Source organism: Hymenobacter ruber (assembly GCF_054783255.1).
The window spans coordinates 1,885,760-1,909,789 of record NZ_BAAGQX010000004.1; the positions used below are offsets into that span (position 1 = coordinate 1,885,760).

At 62.4% G+C, this 24,030-nt stretch carries 19 protein-coding genes; 6 read left to right on the top strand and 13 right to left on the bottom strand.

Features of this window, described 5'->3' with window-relative positions; genetic code table 11:
* Positions 1-131 precede the first annotated feature (131 nt).
* Positions 132-1,421: a citrate synthase gene (locus tag ACYVM5_RS18580; protein ID WP_198068253.1), complete on the top strand. Its 1,290-nt coding sequence runs from the start codon at positions 132-134 to the stop codon at positions 1,419-1,421.
* Between the two features lie 84 nt (positions 1,422-1,505).
* Here the strand turns inward: ACYVM5_RS18580 and ACYVM5_RS18585 are convergent, their stop codons facing one another.
* The 5 genes from ACYVM5_RS18585 to lepA all read right to left on the bottom strand — a co-directional run bounded on the left by ACYVM5_RS18585 (position 1,506) and on the right by lepA (position 8,013).
* Complete coding sequence (locus tag ACYVM5_RS18585) at positions 1,506-1,880, bottom strand: hypothetical protein (protein WP_460619590.1); 375 nt, start codon at positions 1,878-1,880, stop codon at positions 1,506-1,508.
* 608 nt (positions 1,881-2,488) lie between these two features.
* Complete coding sequence (locus ACYVM5_RS18590) at positions 2,489-4,465, bottom strand: OmpA family protein (RefSeq protein WP_460619591.1); 1,977 nt, start codon at positions 4,463-4,465, stop codon at positions 2,489-2,491.
* Between the two features lie 8 nt (positions 4,466-4,473).
* A complete protein-coding gene (locus ACYVM5_RS18595) occupies positions 4,474-5,055 on the bottom strand; it encodes a 7-carboxy-7-deazaguanine synthase QueE (RefSeq protein WP_460620201.1) in 582 nt (193 codons plus the stop codon).
* A 203-nt stretch (positions 5,056-5,258) separates the two neighbouring features.
* Positions 5,259-6,170 (bottom strand): bifunctional 5,10-methylenetetrahydrofolate dehydrogenase/5,10-methenyltetrahydrofolate cyclohydrolase, encoded by a 912-nt coding sequence (locus ACYVM5_RS18600; protein ID WP_460619592.1) that lies wholly within the window; start codon positions 6,168-6,170, stop codon positions 5,259-5,261.
* Positions 6,171-6,225: 55 nt separating this feature from the next.
* Positions 6,226-8,013, bottom strand: a complete 1,788-nt coding sequence (lepA, locus tag ACYVM5_RS18605) for an elongation factor 4 (RefSeq protein WP_460620202.1) — start codon at positions 8,011-8,013, stop codon at positions 6,226-6,228.
* A 370-nt stretch (positions 8,014-8,383) separates the two neighbouring features.
* Here lepA and ACYVM5_RS18610 point away from each other — a divergent pair, with 370 nt between their 5' ends.
* A complete protein-coding gene (locus tag ACYVM5_RS18610; protein WP_460619593.1) occupies positions 8,384-9,940 on the top strand; it encodes a L,D-transpeptidase family protein in 1,557 nt (518 codons plus the stop codon).
* A gap of 202 nt (positions 9,941-10,142) precedes the next feature.
* Positions 10,143-10,841, top strand: coding sequence for a Crp/Fnr family transcriptional regulator (locus tag ACYVM5_RS18615; protein ID WP_460619594.1), 699 nt, complete (start codon positions 10,143-10,145; stop codon positions 10,839-10,841).
* On the opposite strand, the gene ACYVM5_RS18620 is transcribed toward ACYVM5_RS18615, so the two are convergent.
* Together ACYVM5_RS18620 and ACYVM5_RS18625 are read right to left on the bottom strand one after the other, a co-directional pair.
* Positions 10,804-11,220 carry a globin family protein gene (locus ACYVM5_RS18620; RefSeq protein WP_460619595.1) on the bottom strand — a complete coding sequence of 139 codons (417 nt, stop codon included), beginning with the start codon at positions 11,218-11,220 and terminating at the stop codon, positions 10,804-10,806. The genes ACYVM5_RS18615 and ACYVM5_RS18620 overlap by 38 nt on opposite strands.
* 226 nt (positions 11,221-11,446) lie before the next feature.
* Complete coding sequence (locus ACYVM5_RS18625) at positions 11,447-11,950, bottom strand: Hsp20/alpha crystallin family protein (RefSeq protein WP_460619596.1); 504 nt, start codon at positions 11,948-11,950, stop codon at positions 11,447-11,449.
* Positions 11,951-12,309: 359 nt separating this feature from the next.
* Here ACYVM5_RS18625 and ACYVM5_RS18630 point away from each other — a divergent pair, with 359 nt between their 5' ends.
* The 3 genes from ACYVM5_RS18630 to ACYVM5_RS18640 are packed head-to-tail and all read left to right on the top strand — an operon-like array spanning position 12,310 to position 14,859.
* On the top strand, positions 12,310-13,068 hold the full coding sequence (locus ACYVM5_RS18630) for an MlaE family ABC transporter permease (RefSeq protein ID WP_198068245.1): 759 nt from the start codon (positions 12,310-12,312) through the stop codon (positions 13,066-13,068).
* A gap of 10 nt (positions 13,069-13,078) precedes the next feature.
* Entirely contained in the window at positions 13,079-13,861 is a 783-nt protein-coding gene (locus ACYVM5_RS18635; protein WP_460619597.1) for an ABC transporter ATP-binding protein, read from the top strand.
* A gap of 23 nt (positions 13,862-13,884) precedes the next feature.
* Positions 13,885-14,859 carry an MlaD family protein gene (locus tag ACYVM5_RS18640; protein WP_460619598.1) on the top strand — a complete coding sequence of 325 codons (975 nt, stop codon included), beginning with the start codon at positions 13,885-13,887 and terminating at the stop codon, positions 14,857-14,859.
* A 20-nt stretch (positions 14,860-14,879) separates the two neighbouring features.
* Here ACYVM5_RS18640 and ACYVM5_RS18645 read toward each other — a convergent pair whose 3' ends face one another.
* The 6 genes from ACYVM5_RS18645 to ACYVM5_RS18670 form a co-directional block, all read right to left on the bottom strand.
* Positions 14,880-17,249 carry a phosphoketolase family protein gene (locus ACYVM5_RS18645; RefSeq protein ID WP_460619599.1) on the bottom strand — a complete coding sequence of 790 codons (2,370 nt, stop codon included), beginning with the start codon at positions 17,247-17,249 and terminating at the stop codon, positions 14,880-14,882.
* Positions 17,250-17,300: 51 nt separating this feature from the next.
* Positions 17,301-18,125, bottom strand: a complete 825-nt coding sequence (locus ACYVM5_RS18650; RefSeq protein ID WP_460619600.1) for a universal stress protein — start codon at positions 18,123-18,125, stop codon at positions 17,301-17,303.
* 428 nt (positions 18,126-18,553) lie between these two features.
* Entirely contained in the window at positions 18,554-21,229 is a 2,676-nt protein-coding gene (locus tag ACYVM5_RS18655) for a cation-translocating P-type ATPase (RefSeq protein WP_460619601.1), read from the bottom strand.
* A 100-nt stretch (positions 21,230-21,329) separates the two neighbouring features.
* Positions 21,330-22,226 carry a universal stress protein gene (locus tag ACYVM5_RS18660; RefSeq protein ID WP_460619602.1) on the bottom strand — a complete coding sequence of 299 codons (897 nt, stop codon included), beginning with the start codon at positions 22,224-22,226 and terminating at the stop codon, positions 21,330-21,332.
* Positions 22,227-22,273: 47 nt separating this feature from the next.
* A complete protein-coding gene (locus ACYVM5_RS18665) occupies positions 22,274-22,504 on the bottom strand; it encodes a hypothetical protein (RefSeq protein WP_460619603.1) in 231 nt (76 codons plus the stop codon).
* Positions 22,505-22,593: 89 nt separating this feature from the next.
* Positions 22,594-24,012 (bottom strand): BON domain-containing protein, encoded by a 1,419-nt coding sequence (locus ACYVM5_RS18670; RefSeq protein ID WP_460619604.1) that lies wholly within the window; start codon positions 24,010-24,012, stop codon positions 22,594-22,596.
* Between the last annotated feature and the right edge of the window lie 18 nt (positions 24,013-24,030).

Here is a 24,030-nt window from a genome sequence, read left to right on the forward strand (position 1 = left end):
TTTTAAGCCGTTTTTACAAAACTTAGTGCCCCCAGGATTGTAATACTCCGGGTTAAAGTCTGGTTAAAATTTCCCGGCTTACGGCCTATGGCTTAGTTTCGCACTCTATTTCCCTCACACCCCTCCCGCCCATGGCAGAAACTGCTGAACTCATCCTCGACGGCAAGTCCATCACCTTGCCCGTAATCGAAGGCACCGAACACGAAAAGGCATTTGACATCGGTAAACTGCGCGACCAGACCGGCTACGTCACCCTCGATTCGGGTTATAAAAACACCGGCGCCACCAAAAGCGCCATCACCTTCCTCGACGGTGAAGAAGGCATCCTGCGCTACCGTGGCTATCCCATTGAGCAGCTGGCCGAAAAGTCGAGCTTCCTGGAAGTAGCTTACCTGCTGATTTACGGCGCGTTGCCCACTCAGGCCGAGCTCGACAACTTCAGCGGCCAGATTACCAAGCACACGCTGGTACACGAGGACATGCGCAAGATTTTCGACGGCTTCCCGTCGGCGACGCACCCCATGGCCATCCTGTCGTCGCTCATCTGCGCGCTCACCGGCTTCTATCCGCAGAGCGTGTCGCCCGACCTCAGCCCCGAGGAAATGGAGCTCAACATCATTCGCCTGCTGGCGAAGATGCCGACCATCGCGGCCTGGACCTATAAGAACAACATGGGCCATCCGTTGAACTACCCGCGCAACGACATGGACTATTGCGCCAACTTCCTCTACATGATGTTCAGCTTCCCCACCGAGAAGTATGAAATCAACCCCGTAGTAGTTAGCGCCCTCAACAAGCTCCTCATCCTGCACGCCGACCACGAGCAGAACTGCTCCACCAGCACCGTGCGCCTCGTAGGCTCGGCCAACGCCAGCCTCTACGGCTCAGTTTCGGCTGGTATCAACGCCCTGTGGGGTCCCCTGCACGGCGGCGCCAACCAGGAGGTGATTGAAATGCTGGAAGCCATTGAAGCCGATGGCGGCGACACCAGCAAGTTCATCGCCAAAGCCAAGGACAAGAACGACTCGTTCCGCCTCATGGGCTTCGGCCACCGCGTATACAAGAACTTTGACCCGCGCGCCAAAATCATTAAAAAGGCTGCCGACGAGGTGCTGCAAGCCCTCGGCATGCAGGACAGCCCCCTGCTGAAAATCGCGCAGGAGCTGGAGCAGGCCGCCCTCACCGACCAGTATTTCATCGAGCGCAAGCTGTACCCGAACGTGGACTTCTACTCGGGCATCATTTACAAAGCCCTGGGCATCCCCACCGAGATGTTCACAGTGATGTTTGCCCTGGGCCGCCTCCCCGGCTGGATTGCTCAGTGGAAAGAGATGCGCGAGAACAAGGAGCCCATCGGCCGCCCGCGCCAGATTTATACCGGCGAACTGGAGCGCGACTACACGGCCATCAACGCCCGTTAGTCTCGAACTCAATCAGGCTAAAAAACAAAAAGCCCGCTCTATGGAGCGGGCTTTTTCGTGTCCGGCCGGAAAGGTTGCCCTCCCCTATTTCAGGCGGTGCGCGGTAAAGTTGGTGCGGAGGTTCTGATAGGCAATCAGCTGCTGGGGCTGCAAGATGCTAGCCAGCTCTGTTTCGTAGCGCTGCTGCGCCTGGGCAAGTTGGGTATCACGCTCTTCGGCACTGGCACCGTTGAGGATGATTTCCAGGTCGCGCCGCTCGGTGAGCATATTCAGGTGCAGTTGCCGCACGGCGAGGTACTGGGCCTCGTTGAAATGCACGTGTTGCGCCAGTGCCCGGGTGAGCGTGGTGGCCCGCGCCATCATGGCGTGCGAGTAAGCGCCGTCGCCGGGGCCGGCCACGGCCACCGGAGCAACAGTAACACCCGCAGCAAAGCAAGTAGCCAAGAACAAATTTTTCATGGGATGTGGGGGTTATGGTGATGAGATAAGTCAAGCGCCCTGCTGGAGTGCAATTGGGCTCATCAAACATAGACAAATAATTAATTTGAACGAAAAATATTTTTTCTGGCACTTTTTTAATTTCAAGGTTTTTGCATTGTTTGATAGATACCTGATTAATAGCTATTTGATTTCGTTAAAAAAATTGTCTGCTTAGGCAAAAAAAAAGCCAGCCAGTAGGCGAACCATATATTTTTCCTGCCGAATCCAATTATATTTTGCTTCACCTAAAGCCTTACTTTAAGTAAAAAGGGGTTTTTGAACCTTCATTTTAACTGCTGGTTTAGGTACCTGAAATGCCTGGTCGATGCAGTTGCAACGCCAGATTCGCGATACCGCCAATACCGCATAGAGCCTAACAGAACCTTTTTGCGCCCTCAAGCCTGATTCAAACAGCCCTCTTTATGTTATTAGACTGGAAAACCTACCCGGTTTTCAGCCAGTTAATCGCCAAAGGCAAACCCGATGAAGTCGGCTACTGTCCTATAACAAAAACGGGCTACTGGCTAAAAAGCCAGCAGCCCGTTCGTTATTATGGCTGAACTGCCAAAAATGGGGCAGCTCAGCTACTACAGAATGTGCAGTTCGATGCGGCGGTTGAGCTGGCGGTGGGCTTCGGAATCATTGGCGGCCAGTGGGTGGCCTTCGCCGTAGCCTTTGGAGCGCAACCGGGTAACCGAAATACCGTGACCGGACAGGTATTCGACCACGGCCTGGGCACGGCGCTGCGAGAGCTGCAAGTTGGCATCGGGTGCCCCCACATTGTCGGTATAGCCAGATACTTCAATCTGCACGTCGCGGTACTGCCGCAGGAACTCAATCAGGCGGTTGAGCTCGGTGCGCGACTGCGGCTTCAAGTCGTACTTATTGGTGTCGAAAAACAGGTTATTCAGCACCACGCTACGGCCGGAGCGCACGGGCTCCAGGTAGATATCCAGCGCCGTGGGATTGAAGTTGTGCTGACTGGAGTAGTCGAAGCTGAGGCTTTTGAGCAGGTACTTATCGGCCGCCGCGTACATAGCATAGTGGTGGCCTTCGTTGAGCACTACCGTGTAATCACCGTATTCGGGGTCAGATGTTACGAACTGAGTAAGCACATCAGTATCCAGGTCGTAGAGCTTCACATCAGCCTTGAGCGGCTTTTTGGTGTTGGCGTCGAACACGCGGCCCTGGGTGTACGTGCTGGTTTCGCGGGCCTTCACGGGCGGCGGTACCGCAAACCCAAATAGCTCCACCGGCCGCTCGCGCGATAGCCGGTAGCCCCCTGGTGGCTCCTCCGAAGCGCGGCTGCGCGAGCAAAAGCCCTTTTGGTTATCGGAAGTGATGAATAGCGAGGCTTCGTTTTCGAAGGTGTTCAACGGGTAGCCCAGGTTGCGGGGCTCACTCCAGGTGCCGGCCGGCTGCTTTTCGCAGCGAAATACGTCGAGCCCACCCATGCCCACCAGACCATCGGTGACGTAGTAGAGCGTGGTGCCGCTGGCGTGAATAAACGGGGCCATGTCCTTGCCGGCGGTGTTCACTGGCGTGCCCACGTTTTGGGCGGGGCTCCAGTTGCCATCGGGCTGCAGGGTAGTTACGTAAATGTCTTCCTGACCCTGACCACCGCGCCGGGTCGAAGTGAAGTACAGCGTGCGGCCGTCGGCCGAGAGCGAGGGCTGCGAGTCCCACTCCGTGGAGTTCACGTTGAGGCCCAGGTTGACGGGCGCGCTCCAGTTGTTGCCGGTGCGGCGCGAGATGTACAAGTCGCAGTTGCCAATGGCCTTGGGCCGGTCGCAGGAGGCAAAAACCAGCGTTTTGCCATCACCCGAAATCGAGCCCGCGCCTTCGTTGTAGCTGGAATTGATGGCCGGCGAAATGGGCACGGGCTCGCCCATCGAGCCGTCTTTGTTCTGGCGGCTCACGTACAAGTCTTCGCCGCTGCTGGCCGCCGGCCGGCCCGTGAAAAGCAAGAACCGGTTATCAGCGGTGAGGGCCGGAAAGTATTGGAACTTGAAGCTATTCAGCGGAGCGGGCAGCGGCATCGGCGCTTCGCCCACCGGGTGCTTCATGGCATCAATGGCAAACTCGCAGGTGAGGAGCTGCCGCTGCGATTTGGCCAGGTTTTTCTGGGCTTTGGGAGCCACCTTCATCAGCTTTTGGTAAGCTTCGAGGGCGGTCTGGTATTCGCCGTAGCTTAGGGCGAGGTCGCCCAACAGTTGGTATTCAGAGGCATGGACGGCCTCGACGGGGACTTTGGCCAGGCCGTCGCGGTAGGCGGCCAGCGCGCCGCGGTTGTCGCCCATGGCTTTCATCAACGAGCCCTTCAGCAGGAAGGCTTCACCGAAGGAGGGAAACTTCTGGTTGAGCTGATTCAGCGTCTCAACGGCCTTGATAAAATCCCGCTCCTTGGTTTGCTGCTGCGCCTTTTCGAGCAGGCTGCGGGCCTTGGTGTTGGTGGGCGTCTGCACTTTGGGCGGTAGCTGAGCCCAAGCCGTTTCGGCAGAGGCCAGCCCCAGCAGACACATCATTCCGAGGCGCAGGGCCCCCAACACTGAAATGCGACGCATACGGTAAGCTAGGGAATGTCAAGGTATTTATGGGTTTGGAGCGACACCTGCCAGCGCGGGTGCTGCTTCACATAGTCAACCAACTCGGGCGTCATGCGCGCAGCACGGCTCCACTCGGGTTGCAAGTATAAGCGCGTAGTGGCCGGAACCAATGCCGCGTGCTCTTCGGCCCACGCAAAATCGTGCCCGTTAAATACGACCACTTTCAATTCGTGCGCCGCCGCCAGCACTTCGGGCAGTGGGGCCTTGAATTTTTTGGGTGATAAACACACCCAATCCCAGGTGCCGGAAAGCGGGTGCGCGCCCGAGGTCTCGAGCCAGGTGCGGCAGCCGGCCGCCTGCAAAGCGGCTGTGAGCGGGCCCAGGTTGTGCATCAGCGGCTCGCCGCCGGTGATGACCACGTCGCGGCCAGGGTACTCCAAAACGGCTTCTACCAACTGCGCCACGGACTGGCGGGGGTGCGCGTCGGCATCCCACGACTCTTTCACGTCGCACCACACGCAGCCCACGTCGCAGCCCCCCAATCGGATAAAGTAGGCGGCCCGGCCGGTGTTATACCCTTCGCCCTGAATGGTATAGAATTGTTCCATTACGGGCAGAAAGGTGCCGGCGGGGGCAGCCGTCACATCATCGGAAGATGCAATTATTTCGGGGGTAAGTAACGTCACGGGTATCATCACAAAAAAGCCTCAGGAAGCGAAGCAACCTGAACACCAACTATGGGACGCACTGTTCCCAAGGCCGGACTTTAAAAGTACGGTCTGAGGCATGCATAACCAAATATTCCTAAAAATCAGCCGGCTGCGTGCGGGTAGATTTCGCCCTTCGCCGCCCGCAGGGTGTTCAGCAAAAGCATGGCGATGGTCATGGGGCCCACACCGCCGGGAACCGGGGTAATGGCCGAGGCCAAGGGCGCTACCTCGGCAAAATTTACGTCGCCTTTTAGGGTGTAGCCGCTCTTTTTGGAGGCGTCGGGCACGCGGGTTGTGCCCACGTCAATCACCACCGCGCCGGGCCGCACCATGTCGGCAGTCACAAATTCGGGGCGGCCGATGGCGGCTACCACGATGTCGGCCGTTCGGCAGATTTCAGCCAGGTTTTCGGTGCGCGAATGGCATAAAGTAACCGTGCAATTGGCCGTATCCAAATTCTTGGCTAGCAATATACTAACTGGGGTTCCCACAATATTGGAACGCCCGATAACCACGGCGTGCTTGCCGCTGGTTTTGATGCCCTGGCGGCTCAGCAATTCCACGATTCCGGACGGGGTGGCGGGCAACAGGGCGGGCAAACCAGCCACCATCCGGCCGATGTTCATGGGGTGAAAACCGTCGACGTCCTTCTCGGGGCGGATGGCTTCAATGACTTTTTCGGGGTTGATGTGGGCGGGCAGCGGGAGTTGCACGATGAAGCCGTCAATCTCCGGGTCGCGGTTCAACTCGTCGACTTTGGCCAGCAAATCGGCTTCGGTAATGTCGTCCTCGTAGCGCAGCAGCGTGGAGGCGAAGCCGACCCGCTCGCAGGCCAGCACCTTGTTGCGCACGTAGGTTTCGGAGCCGCCGTCGTGGCCCACGAGGATGGCGGCGAGGTGCGGCACCTTCTGGCCGGCAGCTTTGCGGACGGCTACTTCGATAGCAATTTCGGATTTGATGTCCTCGGCGGTTTGCTTGCCGTCGATGAGGTTGGAGGTGGTGGTTGAGTTCATAGGACTGTTGAAATGGCGCATAAAAAAAGGCGGCCCGAAAGCCGCCTTTTTCAAATCAATCAATTTTAAGCACTGCCAGAAAGGCTTCTTGCGGGATTTCGACGGAGCCCACGGAGCGCATGCGTTTTTTGCCTTCTTTCTGCTTTTCAAGCAGTTTGCGCTTGCGGCTGATATCGCCGCCGTAGCACTTGGCAATTACGTTTTTGCGCAGGGCTTTCACCGTTTCGCGGGCAATGATTTTCTGGCCGATGGAGGCCTGAATGGCAATGTCGAACATCTGGCGGGGCAGCAGCTCGCGCAGCTTCTCGCAGAGGCGCTTGCCCCATTCGTAGCTCTTGGAGCGGTGCACGATGGCCGAGAGGGCATCGACCTTCTCGCCGTTCAGCATCACATCCAGCTTCACCATATCCGACTCGCGGAAACCAATCAGCTCATAGTCAAGCGAAGCGTAGCCGCGGCTGATGGACTTGAGCTTGTCGAAGAAGTCGAACACGATTTCGGACAGCGGCAGCTCGAAGCTCATTTCTACCCGCTCGGAAGTCAGGTAGCTCTGGCCTTTGATGATGCCGCGCTTGTCCATGCACAGCGTGATGATGGCACCCACGTACTCCGAAGCCGTGATAATCTGGGCCTTGATGTAGGGTTCTTCAATGTGCTTAATCAGGTTCGGCTCGGGCATTTCGCTCGGCGCGTTGATAGTCAGCAGTTGGTCCTTAGTGCCGGTGGCGTGAAATTGCACGCTGGGCACCGTGGTAATAACCGTCATATTGAACTCACGCTCCAGTCGCTCCTGCACGATTTCCATGTGCAGCATGCCCAGGAAACCGCAGCGGAAACCGAAGCCCAGGGCCACGGAAGTTTCGGGCTCCCAGACCAACGAGGCATCGTTGAGCTGGAGCTTTTCCATGCTGGAGCGCAACTCTTCGTATTCGGTGGTATCGACGGGGTAAATGCCGGCGAAAACCATCGGCTTCACGTCGGCAAAGCCCTGGATGGCTTCCGGCGTGGGCCGGTTGACGTGGGTAATGGTATCACCCACCTTCACCTCGCGGGCTTCCTTGATGCCCGAGATGAGGTAGCCCACGTTGCCGGCCTCCATCACCTGACGCGGCTCCTGGTTCAGGCCCAGGATGCCGATTTCGTCGGCGCCGTATTCCTTGCCCGTGGCCATGAAGCGCAGCTTGTCGCCCTTCTTCATCACCCCGTTCTTGATGCGAAACAGGACTTCGATGCCGCGGTAGGAATTGAATACGGAGTCGAAAATCAGGGCCTGAAGCGGCGCTTCGGGGTCGCCGGAAGGCGCAGGTACCCGCTCGCAGATGGCATTCAGGATTTCCTCGATGCCGATGCCGGCCTTGCCCGAGGCGTGGATGATGTCATCAGGTTTACACCCAATCAGGTCCACGATTTCGTCGGTCACTTCCTCCGGCATGGCGTGCGGGAGGTCGATTTTATTGAGCACGGGGATGATTTCCAAATCGGCCCCGATGGCGAGGTAGAGGTTGGAAATGGTTTGGGCTTCGATGCCCTGGGAGGCGTCCACAATCAGCAGGGCGCCTTCGCAGGCGGCGATGCTGCGGCTTACTTCGTAGCTGAAGTCGACGTGGCCGGGGGTGTCAATCAGGTTCAGCGTATACATTTCCCCTTTGTAGGGGTACTGCATCTGGATGGCGTGGCTCTTGATGGTGATGCCGCGCTCACGCTCCAGGTCCATGTTATCGAGCAGCTGGGCCTGCATGTCGCGCTTGGCCACGGTGCTGGTGAACTCCAGCAGGCGGTCGGCCAGGGTGCTTTTGCCGTGGTCGATGTGGGCAATAATGCAAAAGTTGCGGATGTTCTTCACGGGTATTTCTTCTTCGGGGCTGCTGGCGGGGCGGTTGGAATTGAAGGGAGTTGGGTGAGCCGATGGCCGACCTACTGCTACCCTGGTGCCCGTTTTACCAGCTTGAGCCTGCAAATTACGACCAGAATATCTAGTCTGCGCGATTTGGCGGGCAGTGGTTATTTGGAAGCGGGGATTTTGCGCGGCGTTGCTCATTCAGTAAGCCATAATTTCTGACCTAGGAAGGCTACAGCGTCCTTGCCCTGAGCGGGGCGGGCGGCAACAGCCTGTCGATGAGAAATCTCATCCATTGCCATGACCTTCATCACGGGACTGCAGCGGTGAGGCTGCCACTTTTACCAGTTGTTATCCTCACCCAAAAACCCTGTCCATGTGTGCATTAAAGCCCCTGCTACTGGCGATTTCACTCACAACCAGCCTTTCTGGTCTGTGCAGTGCCAACTGCCCGGTAGCGCCCGGTGGGCTGGCAAATAACTACCCCACGGACTCGTTGACCAGCCGCATTAAGAGCCTGCTGAACAGCCCAGCAACCGGGCCGGCACTGCCGTTGGCTTTGGCCGATGGCCCCGCGCTGCGGGCCTTTTATGCCAAGCGCAGCTACTCGGCTGCCTGGTGCGCAGGAGCCGGGGCCGGGGCAAAAGGCCGGGCAGCACTGGCTTTGCTGGCCCGGGCTGGCGACTACGGCCTGGTGCCGGCCCGATACCATGTACCGCAACTCCGGGCGCTGGCCGATTCATTGGCTCATCCGGCTAACGCGGCCGGGCAGGTGGCCCGCCTGGCCCGCTTTGAAGTATTGCTGACTGACGGGGTGGTGCAGTTTGCGCTGCATTTGCGGCGGGGGCAGCTGCATGCTTTCACGCCTTCGCCGCTGGAAAAAACGGGGGCACCGTTCAAGCCAGCGGTGTGGGTGGCCCGGGCGCTGGCCGCGCCCGGCTTTGCGGCTGCGCTGCTGCGCTGCCAGCCGCCGCAGCGCGAGTACCGGGAACTGCAGCAGGCGCTGGCGCGCTGGCGGCGGCAGCCTGCCGGGCGCAACCCATCGGCCCGCAACCGGCGTGCCCAGCAAATGGCCCTGACGTTGGAGCGGTGGCGCTGGCAGGCCATCCCGGAGAGCGAATACGTGCTGGTGAACCTGCCGGCGTATCGGCTGGAGGTGGTGCGCCGGGGCCGGGTGCGGCTCAGTCAGCGAATTATAATTGGCCGGCCGGGCCAGCCCACTCCTACCTTGAACAGTCGGCTTACATCCTTCACCATTGCGCCCGAATGGAACGTGCCCCGTAGCGTGGCGGTGCGTCATATTCTGCCCTACCTCAAGGTTAACGCCCGCTACTCGCCCGAGCAGGATTTTCTGGCCAATAACAACTACCGCTTATTTGACGCCCAGGACCGGCCGGTGAATCCGGCCTCTGTGAACTGGCAGGCCATCACGGCTCAGAACTTCCCGTACACCATTCGCCAGAGCCCGGGGTGTGGCAACCTGTTGGGCAACATCATCTTCCGGTTTCCGAACCCCTACGGCCTGTACCTCAGCGATGCGCCCGAGCCCAAGCGGTTTGCGCACCCCTACCGCGCCCTGGAAGAAGGCTGCATGAACCTGGAGCGCCCCATGCACCTGGCGGCCTACCTGCTGGGGCCCGACAGCACCAGCGCCGCCCTGCCCACCGAGGCCCAGTGCGAAGCCAACCCGCAACCTCGCACCATCTTCCTGAAACGCCCCCTGCCGCTGCACGTGCGCTACGCAACCTGCGCGGTGGAGGCGGGCCGGCTGCGCTTCTACCCCGATGTGTATGGGCAGGATGCCACCCTGCGCCGGCAGCTGCTGAATATGCAGAAAGCGGCCCAACGCAGCATGCCGGCAAGCCTCAGCCAACGCCGGAAGGCACCTGCAACCGGAGCCGGTGATGCCGCCTTCGCCGGGCAGCGGGACTAAGATTAGCAGGTGGCGAGCTAATTCGGGTTTCCCAATTTCCAACTTCGCGCACTGCAAAGGCAGCTCCGGCAGAGGGCTTTAGCAGTGGCAGCGGATAAGGAATTCGCGTTCTATCGACTTGTCTTCAGGTGGTCCAACAACAGTATTTTATAATTATAGTTAAAATAATATATATTGCATTTATAATTATAAAAGTCCTGTCGTGAAATCATTTGTCTCCACTAAGCCGCCTGAGCACCGCAGCTGGTCCGATACCCTGCTGGCCAGCAGTCAGCAAGTAGCGCTGATTGACGCAGCAAAAACGTTTCAGCACTACCAGCGCGGGCAGATACTGTTCCGGGAAGGCGACCATGCGGCCGGGCTGTACAGCGTCAGTTCCGGCCATTTTAAGGTGACGAAGGTGGGCGGCGACGGCAAGGAGCAAATCATCCGCCTGGCCAAAGCCGGCGATATTATGGGCTACCGGGGGTTGTTGGCGGGGAGTGGGCACATGGCCAATGCCCTGGCCCTCGACGAGGCCGAAGTGTGCTTTATCCCTAAATCGGTGTTTTTCCAGCTCATCGAGCACAACCCGGGGTTTGCCACTTCGCTGATGAAGCTGATGGCCAACGAGCTGGCCGAGACCGAGGAGCGGATGCTGCACCTGGCCTACAAGCCCGTGCGTGAGCGCCTGGCCGAAGCCCTGCTCCTACTGCTGCGCACCTACCAGCCGCCGGCCGACGGGCCGCCCAGCTTCACGATTTCGCGCGATGACCTAGCCGCGCTGGTGGGCACCGTGCGCGAAACCGCCAGCCGGTTCATGGCCGAGCTCAAAGCGGAAGGCGTGCTTAGTACCAAGGGCAGCATCATCACCATCTTGGATATCAAGCGGCTAATTGAGATTTCGACGCTGTACGATTAGGCTGAACCAGGGCGGGGTGTCGCTGCTGGGCCAGGTGCCAGTGCCCCAGCATGGTGGCCACGTTGCGCACGTGGCCCTGGGCCTCGGCCGCGCCAGGGCCGTGGAAATACTGCCGAAAGGTGCTTTCCAGCAGTGCGCACCAGCGCTCAAAGTAGGTGTTGCACGGCAGTTGGGCGGCGGTATCGGCCAGGAGGCGGCCGTAGTAGCGCATGCCGGTCAGGGCCTGCTCCCACCACGCGTACTCGCCCCGGGAGACGTGCCCTGCGTGCCCGAAAATCGGCCCCAATAACTCGTCTTCGGCAATGCGGGCCACGAATAGCTCGACGAAGCGGTGCCGTTGCGAAGGAGTAGCCAAATCAGAAGGGAGGTGCGCGGTCATGATTCAATAATCGGGTGGTAAGCGCGCAAATTTGGGCGTTTCCGCCCTCGGTTGTCATGGCAACAATCACCCAATTAATTGATTTATATCATTCACAATCTTTGGGCACCTGCATTTGGGACTGGCCACCCTCCTAACTACCGGCGGCGTCCTATCCGCAGGCGCTATGAAACCTTGAGCTTTCGTGGCGCCTGGGGATGGGACGTAGCAGGCAAATTTTCAGGGCTTACTTTTTAGCGTTTTGGCCCTGGTCAATGGTTTTTCCCTGGTCAGCGTTTTTGCCTTGGCCGTTGTGCACAGGGATGCGCTGCTGGGTGGTTTTGGGCGCGCCTTTGGGCACGTGCACGTGCAGCACGCCGTTGTGGAAGCTGGCGTCAATTTTGGCGGCGTCGGCGGCATCGGGCAGCTGGAAGGTGCGCATGAAGGAGCCGTAGGAGCTTTCGATGACGTGGTAGCGGCGGTCGTTGCGCTCGTTCTCAAACTTGCGCTCGCCCGAGATGGTGAGTCGGCCCTGGTCGAGGCTCACGTTGATGTCGTCTTCCTTCATGCCGGGCAGGGCGGCGTCGATGTCGTAGCTCGAATCGGTTTCGTAGGTGTCGACTTTGGGGAAGAACCGGTTCATCTGGCCCCGCATGGGCATGTTATCGTCAAAAAACCGGTCGAGCAGGGTGCTGAAGCGGGCAGGCATTACGTCGAAAAACGAATCCTGAGATTTTTGAATGTTGCTCATGGCGTTTTAAGAGTTTGGGGTGAATAAAATGGAAAGCTGTGTGGAACAGCAGGCCCGCGGGTGGCCCGCCGAAGGGGAAAAGAGCGTCCAACTTATGGCCTGCATCGAACTACAACCGAGCAGGTTGGCATTTAAAAGCCCGTAATAAAGCGTTTTAGCCGGCAGCAGCGGCGCGCCGGAAGGCCGGTTGCCGGGGGCGCCAACCGATACCCAAAATTGTCGGTTGGCGGACGCACAATCCATGACATAAATCAATCGGTACCATGACTTTGCACATGGGTTCCGGCCTCATTTGGCTGTCACCTTGCAGGGAGTTTTCGCCCCAGCATCAGGCGTAATTTCTACTCTATTTTCCCACCATGGCCACCAGTACCACCGTTGCCGAAACCGGCGCCATTACCCGGTTTGCCGGGCGGTTTTTTCAGGAGGGATTTCGGCCGCGCTACGAGGTGCAGGAACTGCTGCACCAGTGCTTTGTGGTGGGCTACCAGTCGCTGCCGCTGGTGGGCATCACGGGGTTCATCATGGGCATGGTGCTCACGCTGCAAAGCCGGCCCACCATGGCCCAGTTCGGGGCTGAGTCGTGGATTCCGACCATGGTGGGCCTCACCATCATCCGCGAGATGGGGCCGATTATCACGGCCCTGATTTTCGCGGGCAAAATCGGGTCCAGCATTGGGGCCGAGCTGGGCTCGATGCGCGTGACCGAGCAGATTGACGCCATGGAAGTATCAGGCACCAACCCGTTTAAGTACCTGGTGGCCACGCGGGTGCTGGCCACTACGCTCATGCTGCCAGTGCTCACGGTGCTGGCCGATGCCATTGGGCTGTTTGCGTCGTTCCTCGGCATCAACCTGAAGGGCGTGACCAGTCTGGCCCTGTTTACCAACAACATTGTGTCGGCCCTGACTTTTGGCGACGTGGTGCCGGCGGTTATCAAAACCTTCTTTTTTGGTTTTGCCGTGGGCATAATCGGCTGCTACAAGGGCTACTATGCCGACAAGGGCACCGAGGGCGTGGGCCAGGCCGCCAACTCGGCGGTAGTGGCCTCGTCGCTGGTCATCTTCATTCTCGATTTGCTGGCCGTGCAAACCACCGGCCTGCTGGGCCTCAACTAAACCGCTGCCGATGCTGCCCGCCCCTGCTCCCGTGGCCGCGCCCGCGCCGGCCCCCGCCGCTGCCGAAATCGTGCTCACGGTGGCCAACGTCAGCAAGGCGTTTGGCACCAACCAGGTGCTGCGCAACTTCTCGCTGGACGTGCGCCGGGGCGAAAACGTGGTGGTGCTGGGCAAGTCGGGCGCGGGCAAGTCAGTGCTTATCAAGTGCATTATCGGGCTGTTGCCGGTGGATGCGGGCCAAATCACGGTGCTGGGCCAGGACGTGGCCACGCTGGACCACGCCGCCCTCGACCAGCTGCGGGCCCGGGTGGGCTTTCTGTTTCAGAGCAACGCGCTGTATGACTCGATGACGGTGCGCGAAAACCTGCTGTTCCCGCTGCGGCGGCATTGGCTGACGCACGGCCCCGGCGAAGAGGACCAGTTGGTACGCCAGGCCCTCGACGACGTGGGCTTGGGCCACACCATCGACATGATGCCGGCCGAGCTGTCCGGGGGCATGCGCAAGCGCATTGCCCTGGCCCGCACCCTCATCCTGCAGCCCGACATCATTCTCTACGACGAGCCCACCACCGGCCTCGACCCCGTGACGGCCCGCGAAATCGACCAGCTCATCCGGGAAGTGCAGCAGAAATACGGCACCTCCTCGCTCATCATCTCGCACGACATGAACTGCGTGCGCCTCACCGCCAACCGCGTGGCCCTACTGGTAGAGGGCCGCTGCTACGCCCTGGGTACCTACGCCGAGCTAAAAGCGAGTACTGACCCAGCCATCCACGAGTTTTTCTCCGAATAACCATCCTCTAACCTCTCGCCGCCATGCCACAGCGCCCCGCCAGTACTTATTTCCGCCTGGGCTTGTTTGTGCTCGTCGGGCTGGGCTGCCTGGTGACCGTGCTGTTTATGCTGGGCCGCAAGCAGAATCTGTTTGGCTCGTCGCTGGAAGTGCAGGCTGATTTTCGGAACGTGTCGGGACTGCTCACGGGCAACAACGTGCGCCTGGGCGGCATCAGCGTGGGCACGGTGAAGCAAATTCGCATTTTGAACGACAGCACCGTGCGCGTGGGCCTGAGCCTGGACCGCGAGGTGCAGCCCTACGTGAAGAAAAACGCCATCGCCTCCATCGGCACCGATGGCCTGGTGGGCAATACCATCATCAACCTGAAGGCGGTGCCCACCCCGGCCCCGGCCATCGAAAACGGCGATGTGCTGCGCACCACCACCCCGCTGGCCCTGGATGCCATGCTGGGCACGCTCAACGTATCGAACAAAAACCTGGTGGGCATCACCAAAGACCTGCGCGAGATTACCCATAAGCTCAACGGCAGCGACGCGCTCTGGAAGCTACTGAACGACCAGCAGCTGGCAGTTGAGATGCACCGTAGCCTGCAAAACCTGGCGGTGGCCACGGCCCAACTGCAAGGCTCGGCGACGGATATGCAACAGCTCACGCACGGGCTGCGCCAGGGGCGCGGGCCGGCCGGCTACCTGCTCACGGATACGGCTTTTGCCGGCCGCATGCGCCACGCCACGCGCCAGCTGGCCAGCACTTCCGATACCCTGGCCCACACCCTGGCCGGCCTCAAGCACCAGATTCAGACCCCCAACGGCCCGCTCAATACCTTGCTGGCCGACACGGCCACGGCCCGCAACCTGCGCCAGAGCCTGCGCAATGTGGAGCTGGGTACGGCCGGCTTCAGCCAGAACATGGAGGCGCTGAAGCACAATTTTCTGCTGCGGGGGTATTTCCGGAAGCAGGCCAGGAAGAATAAGGCGCGGGCGGCGGCGGAGTGAGGCTGAGGCCCCGCGGCACCTTATCCGCCTCGCACTTCTGGCATATCAATTCCGTGTTCGCGGATGTAGGCGGCGTGCTCGGTGAGTTTTTGCTGGCAGAACTGGGCCAGGGCCGGGCTGTTGGGTTGGGCCGTGATGCGGTCGAGGGCGGCCATCACCAGCTGGTAGCGGCTCATATTATTGAGCACCAGCATATCGAAGGGAGTGGTGGCCTGGCTTTCCTCCAGGTAGCCGCGCACGTGGAAGCGGGCCGGGGCGGGCCGATGGTGCAGCAGCTCATGAATGAGCGCGGGGTAGCCGTGGAAGGCGAAAACCACCGGCGCATCGGCCGAGAACAGGCCCAGGAATGCAGCTTCCGGCAGGCCGTGCGGGTTGGTATCGGGCGCCATCAGGGTAAGCAAATCCATCACGTTCACCACGCGCAGGCGGAGCGCGGGCAGGTGCTGCCGGAGCAGAGCGGCGGCGGCGATGATTTCCTGGGTGGGCACGTCGCCGGCGCCGGCCAGCACTAGGTCGGGGTGCGGGTGGGAGTCGCTGCTGCTCTCGTTGCCGGCCCAGTGCCAGGCCGAAATTCCCCGCTTGCAATGCTCGCGGGCGGCCTCGATGCCCAGCCATTGGGGCTGCGGAGCCTGGGAGGCCACCACCAGGTTGATGGCATCGCGGCTGCGCAGGCAGGAGTCCATCACGGCCAGCAGGCAGTTGGCATCGGGCGGCAGGTGGACCCGCGCCACCGAACTTTTTTTGGCTGCCACCGCGCCGAGGAAGCTGGGCACCTGATGGGCGTGGCCGTTGTGGTCCGGCCGCCACACGTGCGAGGTGAGCAGGTAGTTGAGCGAAGCCAGAGGCTGCCGCCAAGGCACTTCCTTGCTCACTTTTAGCCACTTGGCATACTGATTCAGCATGGAATCGACCAAGGGAATGAAGGCTTCGCAGCAGCAAAACACCCCGTGCCGGCCGGTGAGCAGATAACCTTCGAGCCAGCCCTGGCACGTTTGCTCGCTCAGCATTTCCATCACGCGGCCCTCGGGAGCCAAATCCTCGTCGGTTTCGTGCAATGGCCCCAGCCAGGCCCGCTGGGTGGCCTCGAACAGCGGCATCAGGAGGCTGGCAGTGGTTTCGTCGGGGCAAACCACGCGGAAGTTGCGGGCGTCCTCGTTGCGCCGGAATACATCGCGCAGGAAGGTGGCCAGCTTGTGGGTGGCCACCGCCGTCGCGCCGCCCGGCACAGACACCATCGCGCCATAATCGCAGAGGTTGGGCAGCTTGAGGGGCACCAGCAGCTGGCCGCCGTTGGCGTGGGGGTTCAGCCCGAGGCGGTGCTCGCCGGTGGGGCAGCCGCTCAGCAGCTCCTCGCACAGGGCGCCGGTGAGGGGGCGGCACAGGTCCTGCGGACGGTAGCTGCGCAGCCAGCTTTCGAGGGTGGGCAGTTGGCCGGCTGGGTCGGCCACGGGCAGCTGGTGGGCGTGGGCGGTGTTTTCAACGGCCTGACCATCTACCGCGAGCGGACAGGTCCAGCCCTTGGGCGTTTGGAGGATGAGCATGGGCCAGGCCGGCACCCCGTCGAGCAGCCCCAGCCGGGCGTGCTCCTGAATGCGCCGGATTTCGGCGTGTGCCCAGTCCAGGGCCTGCCACATGGCGGCGTGCACCTGGTGGGGCTCGCTGCCGCTCACAAACCGCACCTGGTAGCCGTAGCCGGTGAAAAGGTGGCGCAGCTCGTCGTCGCTCATCCGCCCAAAAATGCTGGGGCCCGACAGCTTGTAGCCGTTCGCGTGCAGGATGGGCAGCACGGCTCCCGAAGTGGCCGGGTTCAGGTATCTATTGGAATGCCAGGCGGCGGCCAGCGGGCCGGTTTCGGCCTCGCCATCGCCCACCACGCAGGCCACGATAAGGTCGGGGGTGTCGAGGGCCGCGCCGTAGGCGTGGGCTAGGCAGTGGCCCAGCTCGCCGCCCTCCTGAATCTGGCCGGGGGTGCCGGGCCCCAGGTGAGCGGGCAGGCCGCCGGGCCACGAAAACTGCCGAATGAGCTGCTCCAGCCCGGTGCGGTTGAGGGGGTATTGTGGGTCTACTTCGCCCAGGGTGCCTTCCAGAAACAGGTTGGCCAGAATGGCGGGCGCGCCGTGGCCCGGCCCCGTCACCAGCAGCACGCTGGCCTCGGTGTCCTGCACCAGGCGGTTGAGGTGGGCGTACACCAGGTTCAGACCCGGCTGTGTGCCCCAGTGCCCCAGCAGGCGCGGCTTGATGTCAGCGGCCTGCAAGGGTCGCTCCAGCAGGAAATTGTCGCGCAAATACAGCTGGGCCGCCCCAAGGTAATTAGCAGCCAGCCAGTAGCGGTGCAGCCGGGCCAGGCGGGTGGCCTGGGGCACGGCGGTGGTTGTGAGTTCGGGAGTCATGGGCAAGAGCTGGCGAGGAGATTAGCGAGCGGAACCGGTCAGGCAGCCCGTTCAGTCGGTGGTGGGCAGCACCAGCACCGGCACGGGGCTGCGGTGCAGCAGCTGGGCCGTCACGCTGCGATGGAACAGGCCTCCGAGCAGCGTGTGCGGACGGGCCATCACCACGATGAGCTGGGCGTTGACTTCGGCCGCCGCGTGCAGGATGCCATCGGCGGGGGCTTCTTCGCGCACTTCGTACAGGCTGTTGTTGTCGATAGGCCCGAACAAACCCGTGCGACGCACCGCATCGAGGCCGATGCCGGCTTTTGAGGGGCCTTGTGCGGCGGCTACGTGCACCACCGTGGTGGTGGGGTTCAGGGCCTCAAACAAGTCGGCCAGGGCCAGCGACGGAGGCGTCAGCCAGAAGGGCTGGTCGTCGGCGGCCACCACCACGCGGCGGGGCAGCTCGGGGTCGTGGCATTCTTCGGGCACCAGCAGCAGCGGGTAGTGCGCACCCTGCAACACGGGCAGCGCCATGTTGCTCAGCACGCGGTCAATGAGATTGGTGGGCTGCTCGCGGCCGGCGGCCAGCAGCAGCGGGTGGTGGCGCTGCACGGCATCGGCCAGGGCCAAGCCCAGGGTGTCGACGGTGACCTCCGGCTCGGCGGGCACGGGCAGCTGCCCGGCGCGTTGGGCCAGGTCGGCCATCATTGCGTGGCGGCTGGGCGTGGTCACGGGCACCATCAGGGCCGATTCGGGGAACAGCAGCGGGTCCTGAAACACGTGCATGAGCACGAGGTGGCCTTCCGGCAGCTGCGTGGCCAGCTGGCTGGTGTAGCGCAGTACCGCATCGGTGGCGCTGTTCAGGTCGGAGAGAACGACGAAAGTTGGTTGCATAGCAGGAAGCCGGAAAGAATGGGTGAGCGCTGGCCCCGCCGGTTCCGGCAATGAGCCAGGCGGGGAGCGCAACCGAATACAGGGGAGCAGCCTTAGCTCCGCAGGAGAGTTAGGGTTGATATGGATGAGGATTCGGGATAATGTCGGTTTCTTCAAGGCTCGTCATCCTGAGCGGAGCGAAGGACCTTCTCATGTTTGCATCAATTTGCATCAAGTAGAACTTGAAACGTGCTGGCGTGATAAGGTCCTTCGCTCCGCTCAGGATGACAACTGATTAGAAGACCGAAATCCTGAACAGCTTCGTCTTCAATTTCAGCAGCCCGGCGCTCCGGCCCTATAAGAATTATCAATCCAAGGCATGAATTATATCATTGCCGACATTGCCTCTGAAATCTTAGCCCGCTTTGCGGCACGGGCCTCTCCCCCGCTTAGCCAGCCGGAAGCGTTGTACTGGCAGGTCGCTTGCCGGCCATCAGCCAGCCTAGCAACTGGCCAAATACCAGCGTGGCCACGGCCGGCCCGGCAATGAGCAGCACGGCCACCGACGTGAGCTTTTGCAGCCCCAGCAGGCGGTGCAGCAACGGCTCCACATACGCCAGAATTATCAGCCCGGAGCACAGGGCCAGCGCCAGCCACACGTAGCGGTTGCGCAGCACATCGTTGTGCCACAGCGGTGTGCGCCCGCCCGCCATATTGAAAACGTGCACCAGCTGGGCGGCCGAAAGCCCAAAAAACAGCACGGCATTGGCGGCGGCCGGGGTTAGGCCCAGCTGGTGACGGGCCAGGTAGTCGGCCCCAAGCAGGGCCACGGTCATGAGTGCGGCGTAAGCCACCGCCAGCCGCCAGTCGCCGGGCCGCATGATGGGGCCTTGCGGGTCCTGCGGGGGGTGCTGCATCACGCGGGGGCTACCCTTGCCCACGCCCAGCGCCAGGGCCGGAAACACGTCGGTGAGCAGGTTCAGAAACAGGATTTGCAGGGGCAGCAGGCCCGCGCCGTGGCCCAGCAGGCCGGCAGCCGTCACCACCAGGATTTCGCTCAGGTTGCACGACACCAGGTAGAGCACGAAGCGCCGGATGTTGGTGAAGATGATGCGCCCCTGCTCCACAGCCACCACGATGGAGGCAAACGAATCATCGCGCAGCACCAGGGCGGCGGCTTCGCTGGCTACCTGCGTGCCGCGCCGGCCCATGGCCACCCCGATGTCGGCTTTTTTGAGGGCCGGGGCGTCGTTTACGCCGTCGCCGGTCATGGCCACCACGTGGCCGCCCTGCTGGTAGAGGCTGATGAGGTCCAGCTTCTGGGCCGGGCTCACGCGGGCAAATACGCTGGCTTGCCACAAGCGGTGCCGGCCTTCGCCGTTGGGGTGTGTGAGCAGGCTTTCCAACTCGTCGCCCGTCACCACGGTCGTGTCGGCATCCTTTATCAGGTGCACCTGGTGGGCCACGGTGCGGGCCGTGGCGGGATGGTCGCCGGTCACCATCAGTACGCGGATGCCGGCGCGCTGGCAGGCCTCCAGGGCGGGCACTACTTCAGCGCGGGGCGGGTCGAGGAAGGCCACCAGGCCCAGCCAGGTCAGCTCATCGGCCCAATCGGGCTGGCACGCATCGGGCAGCTCGCGGCAGGCCAGGGCCAGCACGCGCAGGCCGGTGGCGGCCAGCTCATTGGCGCGCTTCAGCCATTCGGCCCGCTCGGTCGCGCCAAAGGGTTGGGGGCCCGTGGCCAGCTGCTGCCCGGTACAATGCTGCAGCACGGCTTCGGCAGCTCCCTTCACGGCTACCCAGGGCCGGCCATCGGGCTGCCGGTGCAGGGTGGCCATGAGGCGGGTATCGGAGTTGAAGGGCTGCTCGGCCAGGCGCTGGTGGGCCTGGGCCGCCGGCACATCAAACGGCCCGCCGTGGGCCAGCGCCAGCAGCGCCACTTCGAGCGGGTCGCCAAGAGCAGCATCGGCGGCGGCTGGCGAGTAGGTGGCGTTGTTGCACAGCACCGCCACCCGCAGCAGCAACTGGTAGGCCGCGCCCGTGAGGGCCGCCGGCGGGCCGCCCGCAGCGGCCAGCGGATACCGGAGCTGGCCCTCGGGCAGCCACACAGTGTGCACGGCCATCTGGTTCTGGGTGAGGGTACCGGTTTTGTCGGTAAAAATGACGTCGGTTCCGCCCAGGGTTTCCACGGCGGCCAGGCGCTTCACCAGCACGTTGTGACGGGCCAGGCGCATCATCCCGAAGGCCAAAGCCAGCGTGGCCACAATGGACATGCCCTCCGGAATGGCCGCCACGGCCAGCACAATGGCAATTTTCAGGAGCCCGAATGCCGGCTGGCCCTTCAGCAGCCCGATGGCTACGTAGGCCGCCGCCAGCCCCACCGTGATGTACACCAGCTGCCGGGCCAGCCGGTCGAGCTTGGCTTCGAGCGGGGTGGCCGCGCGGGCGGCGTGCTGTACCAGCTGGGTGATTTCGCCCAGCTGCGTGCCACTGCCCACCCCCGTCACATAGGCCCGCCCCGTGCCATTGACCACGGCCGTGCCCTTAAACAGCTGGCAGGCCGCTTCGGTGGTTTTAAAATCGCATCCCTCCCCAATGGCCGGGTCCACGGCCTTCCCGGCGGGCATCGACTCGCCGGTCAGCGCCGACTCGTTTACCTGGAGCTGCTGGGCTTCGAACAGCGCCGCGTCGGCTGCCACTACCTCGCCGGCTTCCACCAGCAGCACATCGCCGATGGTGACGTGGTGGGTGGGCACGGCGCACACCCGGCCGTCGCGCAGCACGCGGGCCGTGGTCAGGCCCAGGCGGCGCAGTGCCGTCATTGAAGCCTGAGCGCTCCATTCCAGCCAGAAGCCAATGCCGGCATTGAGGGCAATGACGGCCAGAATGGCGATGCCCTCGGCGTGGTCCTGGAAGGCAAACGAAAACCCCGCCGCCGCCCCCAGCACCAGCACAATCAGGCTGCGAAACTGGCGTAGCAGCACCTGCCACCAACTGTCGGGCACTACGGGCTCCACGGCGTTGGGGCCGTATTGCTGGAGCCGGGCCCGGGCCTCTGCTTCGGTGAGGCCTACCACGCGGGCCGCAATGGTCGGCGACGGTGGCGGTTCGATGAGCTCGGGCATAACGACGGCAGTGGGAAAGAATCCAGCTGATACCAGCTATGGCAATCTATTTATCACAATTTTATGAAAGCCAGTTAATTGCCGCGCAATCAGCCATACACTAAGCCAGCACATTATCGGCTACGTGATGGGCCTGTCGGCGCTGAGCGGCCGGCGGCTCAGCGGCCGGCACGGCCAGCACCGGCACGGGGCTGCGGCGCAGCACTTCGGCCGTCACGCTGTGATGGAACAACTCGCCGAGGTAGCTGCGCTGGCGGGTGAGCAGCACCACCAAATCGGCCCCCATGTCGTCGATGGCGGCCAGAATGCCATCGGCCGGGCGGGCGTACTGATAGCCGCGCGGCTCCACATCGGCCAGGTCCGTGGTCAGGCCGCTCAGCTCCACGGCGTGCCGGGCACGGGCGCAGTTTTCATCGTCCTCGATGCCCGATACGTGCACGATGGTAACGTGCGGAGCCAGCTGGTGGAGCAGCTGCTTCACGCCCTCGATGGCCGGGGGCAGGGTAAACGGCTCGCTGTCGGCGGCGATGAGCACGCGCCGGGGCGGCGTGGCGGCGGCCGTGCGCTGGGGCACCAGCAGTAGCGGCAGCTGCACGGCGCGTAGCAGCTCCAGCAGCATCAGGCTCACCTGGTCGGGGGTGGCGGCGTCATCGGCGGGCCGGCCTACCACGAACAGCGCGGGGTTGTGCTGCCGGGTCAGGGCCTGGGCCGCCGTGGGCAGCAGGTCGGTGATAAGCTCTACCGTGGCCGGCGTGTGCAGCTGCGCGGCCAGGTGGGCCAGCATGGCCTTGATGCCCGGCTCATCGGCCAACTCCTGCCGCCGCCAGCTTTCCCCCGTGAAAATGTAGGGGTCAAAGAAAGAAATGCGGTTGGCGTGCAGCAGCAGCAGGCGGCCGTTCACGCCGCCGGCCAGCTCGTCGGCGTAGAGCACGGCGCGCTGGGCCTCGGGGTAAAAGCTGGTCAGGACAATGAAGGAGAGTTTCCGGGCCGTTTTCATTGCAGGATGAATTATGGAAGCTGTTCAAAGAACCCGGCTATGCCGCGTCAAAACGAGCCGGCGTATGCGCCCAGCGCGCCCGGATTGCGGGCCATGCCAGCCTCCTCGGTCAGCATATCGTCGAGTCGGTAGTCAAACTCGGTCAGCAGGCGGGGCTCCCAGTAGCGCTCCGGGGCCGGATGATACGGGAAGGCGGTGCGGCCGATGGCGGGTGAGTCAGCAGTGAGCGGGGACTGGGAAATGGTTGAGAAAGCGGTTTTTTGAGTTGGCTGGGTCATAATTTAAAAAGTGGCTTATCAGCAAATTGATTATCAAGCCGTACTTGTATCATCATGGGTATTATAGTTTTATAATCAGCCCACCACCTTCAGTGCAGGGGCTGCAAATGGTTGTTCACATCGCGGGCCCCGCAGTCGCGGGCATCGGCGGCGGCGCGCTGCCGCTCCAGCCATGTGTCCACGGTGCCGGTGAGGGTGGCGCGGCCGTTGGCCACGCGCACCTCGATTTCCTGGTCGTGCAGCAGCGCCGACCAGTAGAAATGCAGCCGGATGCGCTGCTCCAGGGCCAGGTCGGCGGCGGGGCCTTCGAGGTTGGCCGTGTCGTCGTCATCGCCGGGCTCGGCGCGGGCCGGGGCTACGCGCACGTGGTTTTCCAGCCCCACCACCCCGTTGATGCCGCTGGCCACTTCCGCTGTGCGCTGCTGGTCAAAATGCGAATCGACGGAGCCGCCCACCTGCACCCGGCCCTGGTCCACGCTCACCAGCAGGTTGTAGCCGGTCAGGTAGGCATCGGCGGCCAGGGCCGCTTTCACCTGCTGCCGAATCACGTCGTCGTCCACGGATTTGGCGGGGTGAACTTCGAGCTGGTTGTGCACATCTGTCACCCCCAGCACGTTGCGCGCATCCTGGCCGGCGGCGCGGCGGGCGCGCAGGTTGCCCACCGCGCCGGTCAGGGTCACGGTGCCGTGGTCGACCTGCACGGTGGGCGTATCGGGGTGGCAGCGGGGGTCGTAGCGCAGGGCATCGCGCACGGCCTGGGCCACGTCCTCGTCGGCTTTCGGGGCGTAGCGCTGGTGCCGCAGCACTTTGTCCAGCGCCCACGGGGCCACTTGCAGCTGCGCGGCATCCACGCTGGTGGCCCCAGCGCGGTGGGCAGTGGCCAGCACGTGGTCGAACTCGGCCGCCGTGCCCACGGTGCCGTTCAGGCGCACCGCGCCGTGGTCGGCATCGACAGATACCAGCGGGCTTTTCACGCGCAGGTCCCAGGCCAGGCAGTTGCGGATATGGGCGGCAATGTCCTCATCGGCCGCGGTTACCGGGCCGCCCTGCACCACCAGGCGGTTGTGCACGTGGCGTACGCCGGGCACGCCGCGCAAGGCACGCAGTACCAGCAGTTCTTCGGCCCAGGTTTGCACGCTGCCTTCCAGGATGACCTCGCCGTCGTTGGCGTAGCTGCGCACCTGGTAGCGGCGCACGGCCGGGTCGTTTTGCAGGGCCCGCACCACGCGGCGCTGAAGCTCGGCATTGGGCACGTCGGGCGTGCGGATAACCAACTCGTTCACCACGCCGCGCACACCGCGCACGGCTTTGGCTACTTCGGCCGCGCGCTCCCGCGCCAGTAGGTTGTCGGTGAAGCCGCTGAGCACCACAATGCCATCGTGCGTGGCCACATCCACCAGGTGCGAGGTGACGCCCTTTTTGAGCATAAACAGCAGCTCGACGGCCGCCGTGATGTCGGCATCGTCCAAATGCTCATCCGTGCTGAGGGTGGCGGGTTGGCTTTTCATGGCGAAGAGACAAAGACA

What these genes read in the sequence shown, in the direction of transcription:
- ACYVM5_RS18620 (WP_460619595.1), bottom strand. Translation starts at nt 11,220, where the DNA reads ATGACCGCGCACCTCCCTTCTGATTTGGCTACTCCTTCGCAACGGCAC.
- ACYVM5_RS18595 (WP_460620201.1), bottom strand. Translation starts at nt 5,055, where the DNA reads ATGGAACAATTCTATACCATTCAGGGCGAAGGGTATAACACCGGCCGG.
- ACYVM5_RS18670 (WP_460619604.1), bottom strand. Translation starts at nt 24,012, where the DNA reads ATGAAAAGCCAACCCGCCACCCTCAGCACGGATGAGCATTTGGACGAT.
- ACYVM5_RS18600 (WP_460619592.1), bottom strand. Translation starts at nt 6,170, where the DNA reads ATGAACTCAACCACCACCTCCAACCTCATCGACGGCAAGCAAACCGCC.
- ACYVM5_RS18585 (WP_460619590.1), bottom strand. Translation starts at nt 1,880, where the DNA reads ATGAAAAATTTGTTCTTGGCTACTTGCTTTGCTGCGGGTGTTACTGTT.
- ACYVM5_RS18655 (WP_460619601.1), bottom strand. Translation starts at nt 21,229, where the DNA reads ATGCCCGAGCTCATCGAACCGCCACCGTCGCCGACCATTGCGGCCCGC.
- ACYVM5_RS18645 (WP_460619599.1), bottom strand. Translation starts at nt 17,249, where the DNA reads ATGACTCCCGAACTCACAACCACCGCCGTGCCCCAGGCCACCCGCCTG.
- ACYVM5_RS18580 (WP_198068253.1), top strand. Translation starts at nt 132, where the DNA reads ATGGCAGAAACTGCTGAACTCATCCTCGACGGCAAGTCCATCACCTTG.
- ACYVM5_RS18650 (WP_460619600.1), bottom strand. Translation starts at nt 18,125, where the DNA reads ATGCAACCAACTTTCGTCGTTCTCTCCGACCTGAACAGCGCCACCGAT.
- ACYVM5_RS18590 (WP_460619591.1), bottom strand. Translation starts at nt 4,465, where the DNA reads ATGCGTCGCATTTCAGTGTTGGGGGCCCTGCGCCTCGGAATGATGTGT.
- ACYVM5_RS18665 (WP_460619603.1), bottom strand. Translation starts at nt 22,504, where the DNA reads ATGACCCAGCCAACTCAAAAAACCGCTTTCTCAACCATTTCCCAGTCC.
- ACYVM5_RS18610 (WP_460619593.1), top strand. Translation starts at nt 8,384, where the DNA reads ATGTGTGCATTAAAGCCCCTGCTACTGGCGATTTCACTCACAACCAGC.
- ACYVM5_RS18640 (WP_460619598.1), top strand. Translation starts at nt 13,885, where the DNA reads ATGCCACAGCGCCCCGCCAGTACTTATTTCCGCCTGGGCTTGTTTGTG.
- ACYVM5_RS18630 (WP_198068245.1), top strand. Translation starts at nt 12,310, where the DNA reads ATGGCCACCAGTACCACCGTTGCCGAAACCGGCGCCATTACCCGGTTT.
- ACYVM5_RS18635 (WP_460619597.1), top strand. Translation starts at nt 13,079, where the DNA reads ATGCTGCCCGCCCCTGCTCCCGTGGCCGCGCCCGCGCCGGCCCCCGCC.
- ACYVM5_RS18660 (WP_460619602.1), bottom strand. Translation starts at nt 22,226, where the DNA reads ATGAAAACGGCCCGGAAACTCTCCTTCATTGTCCTGACCAGCTTTTAC.
- ACYVM5_RS18625 (WP_460619596.1), bottom strand. Translation starts at nt 11,950, where the DNA reads ATGAGCAACATTCAAAAATCTCAGGATTCGTTTTTCGACGTAATGCCT.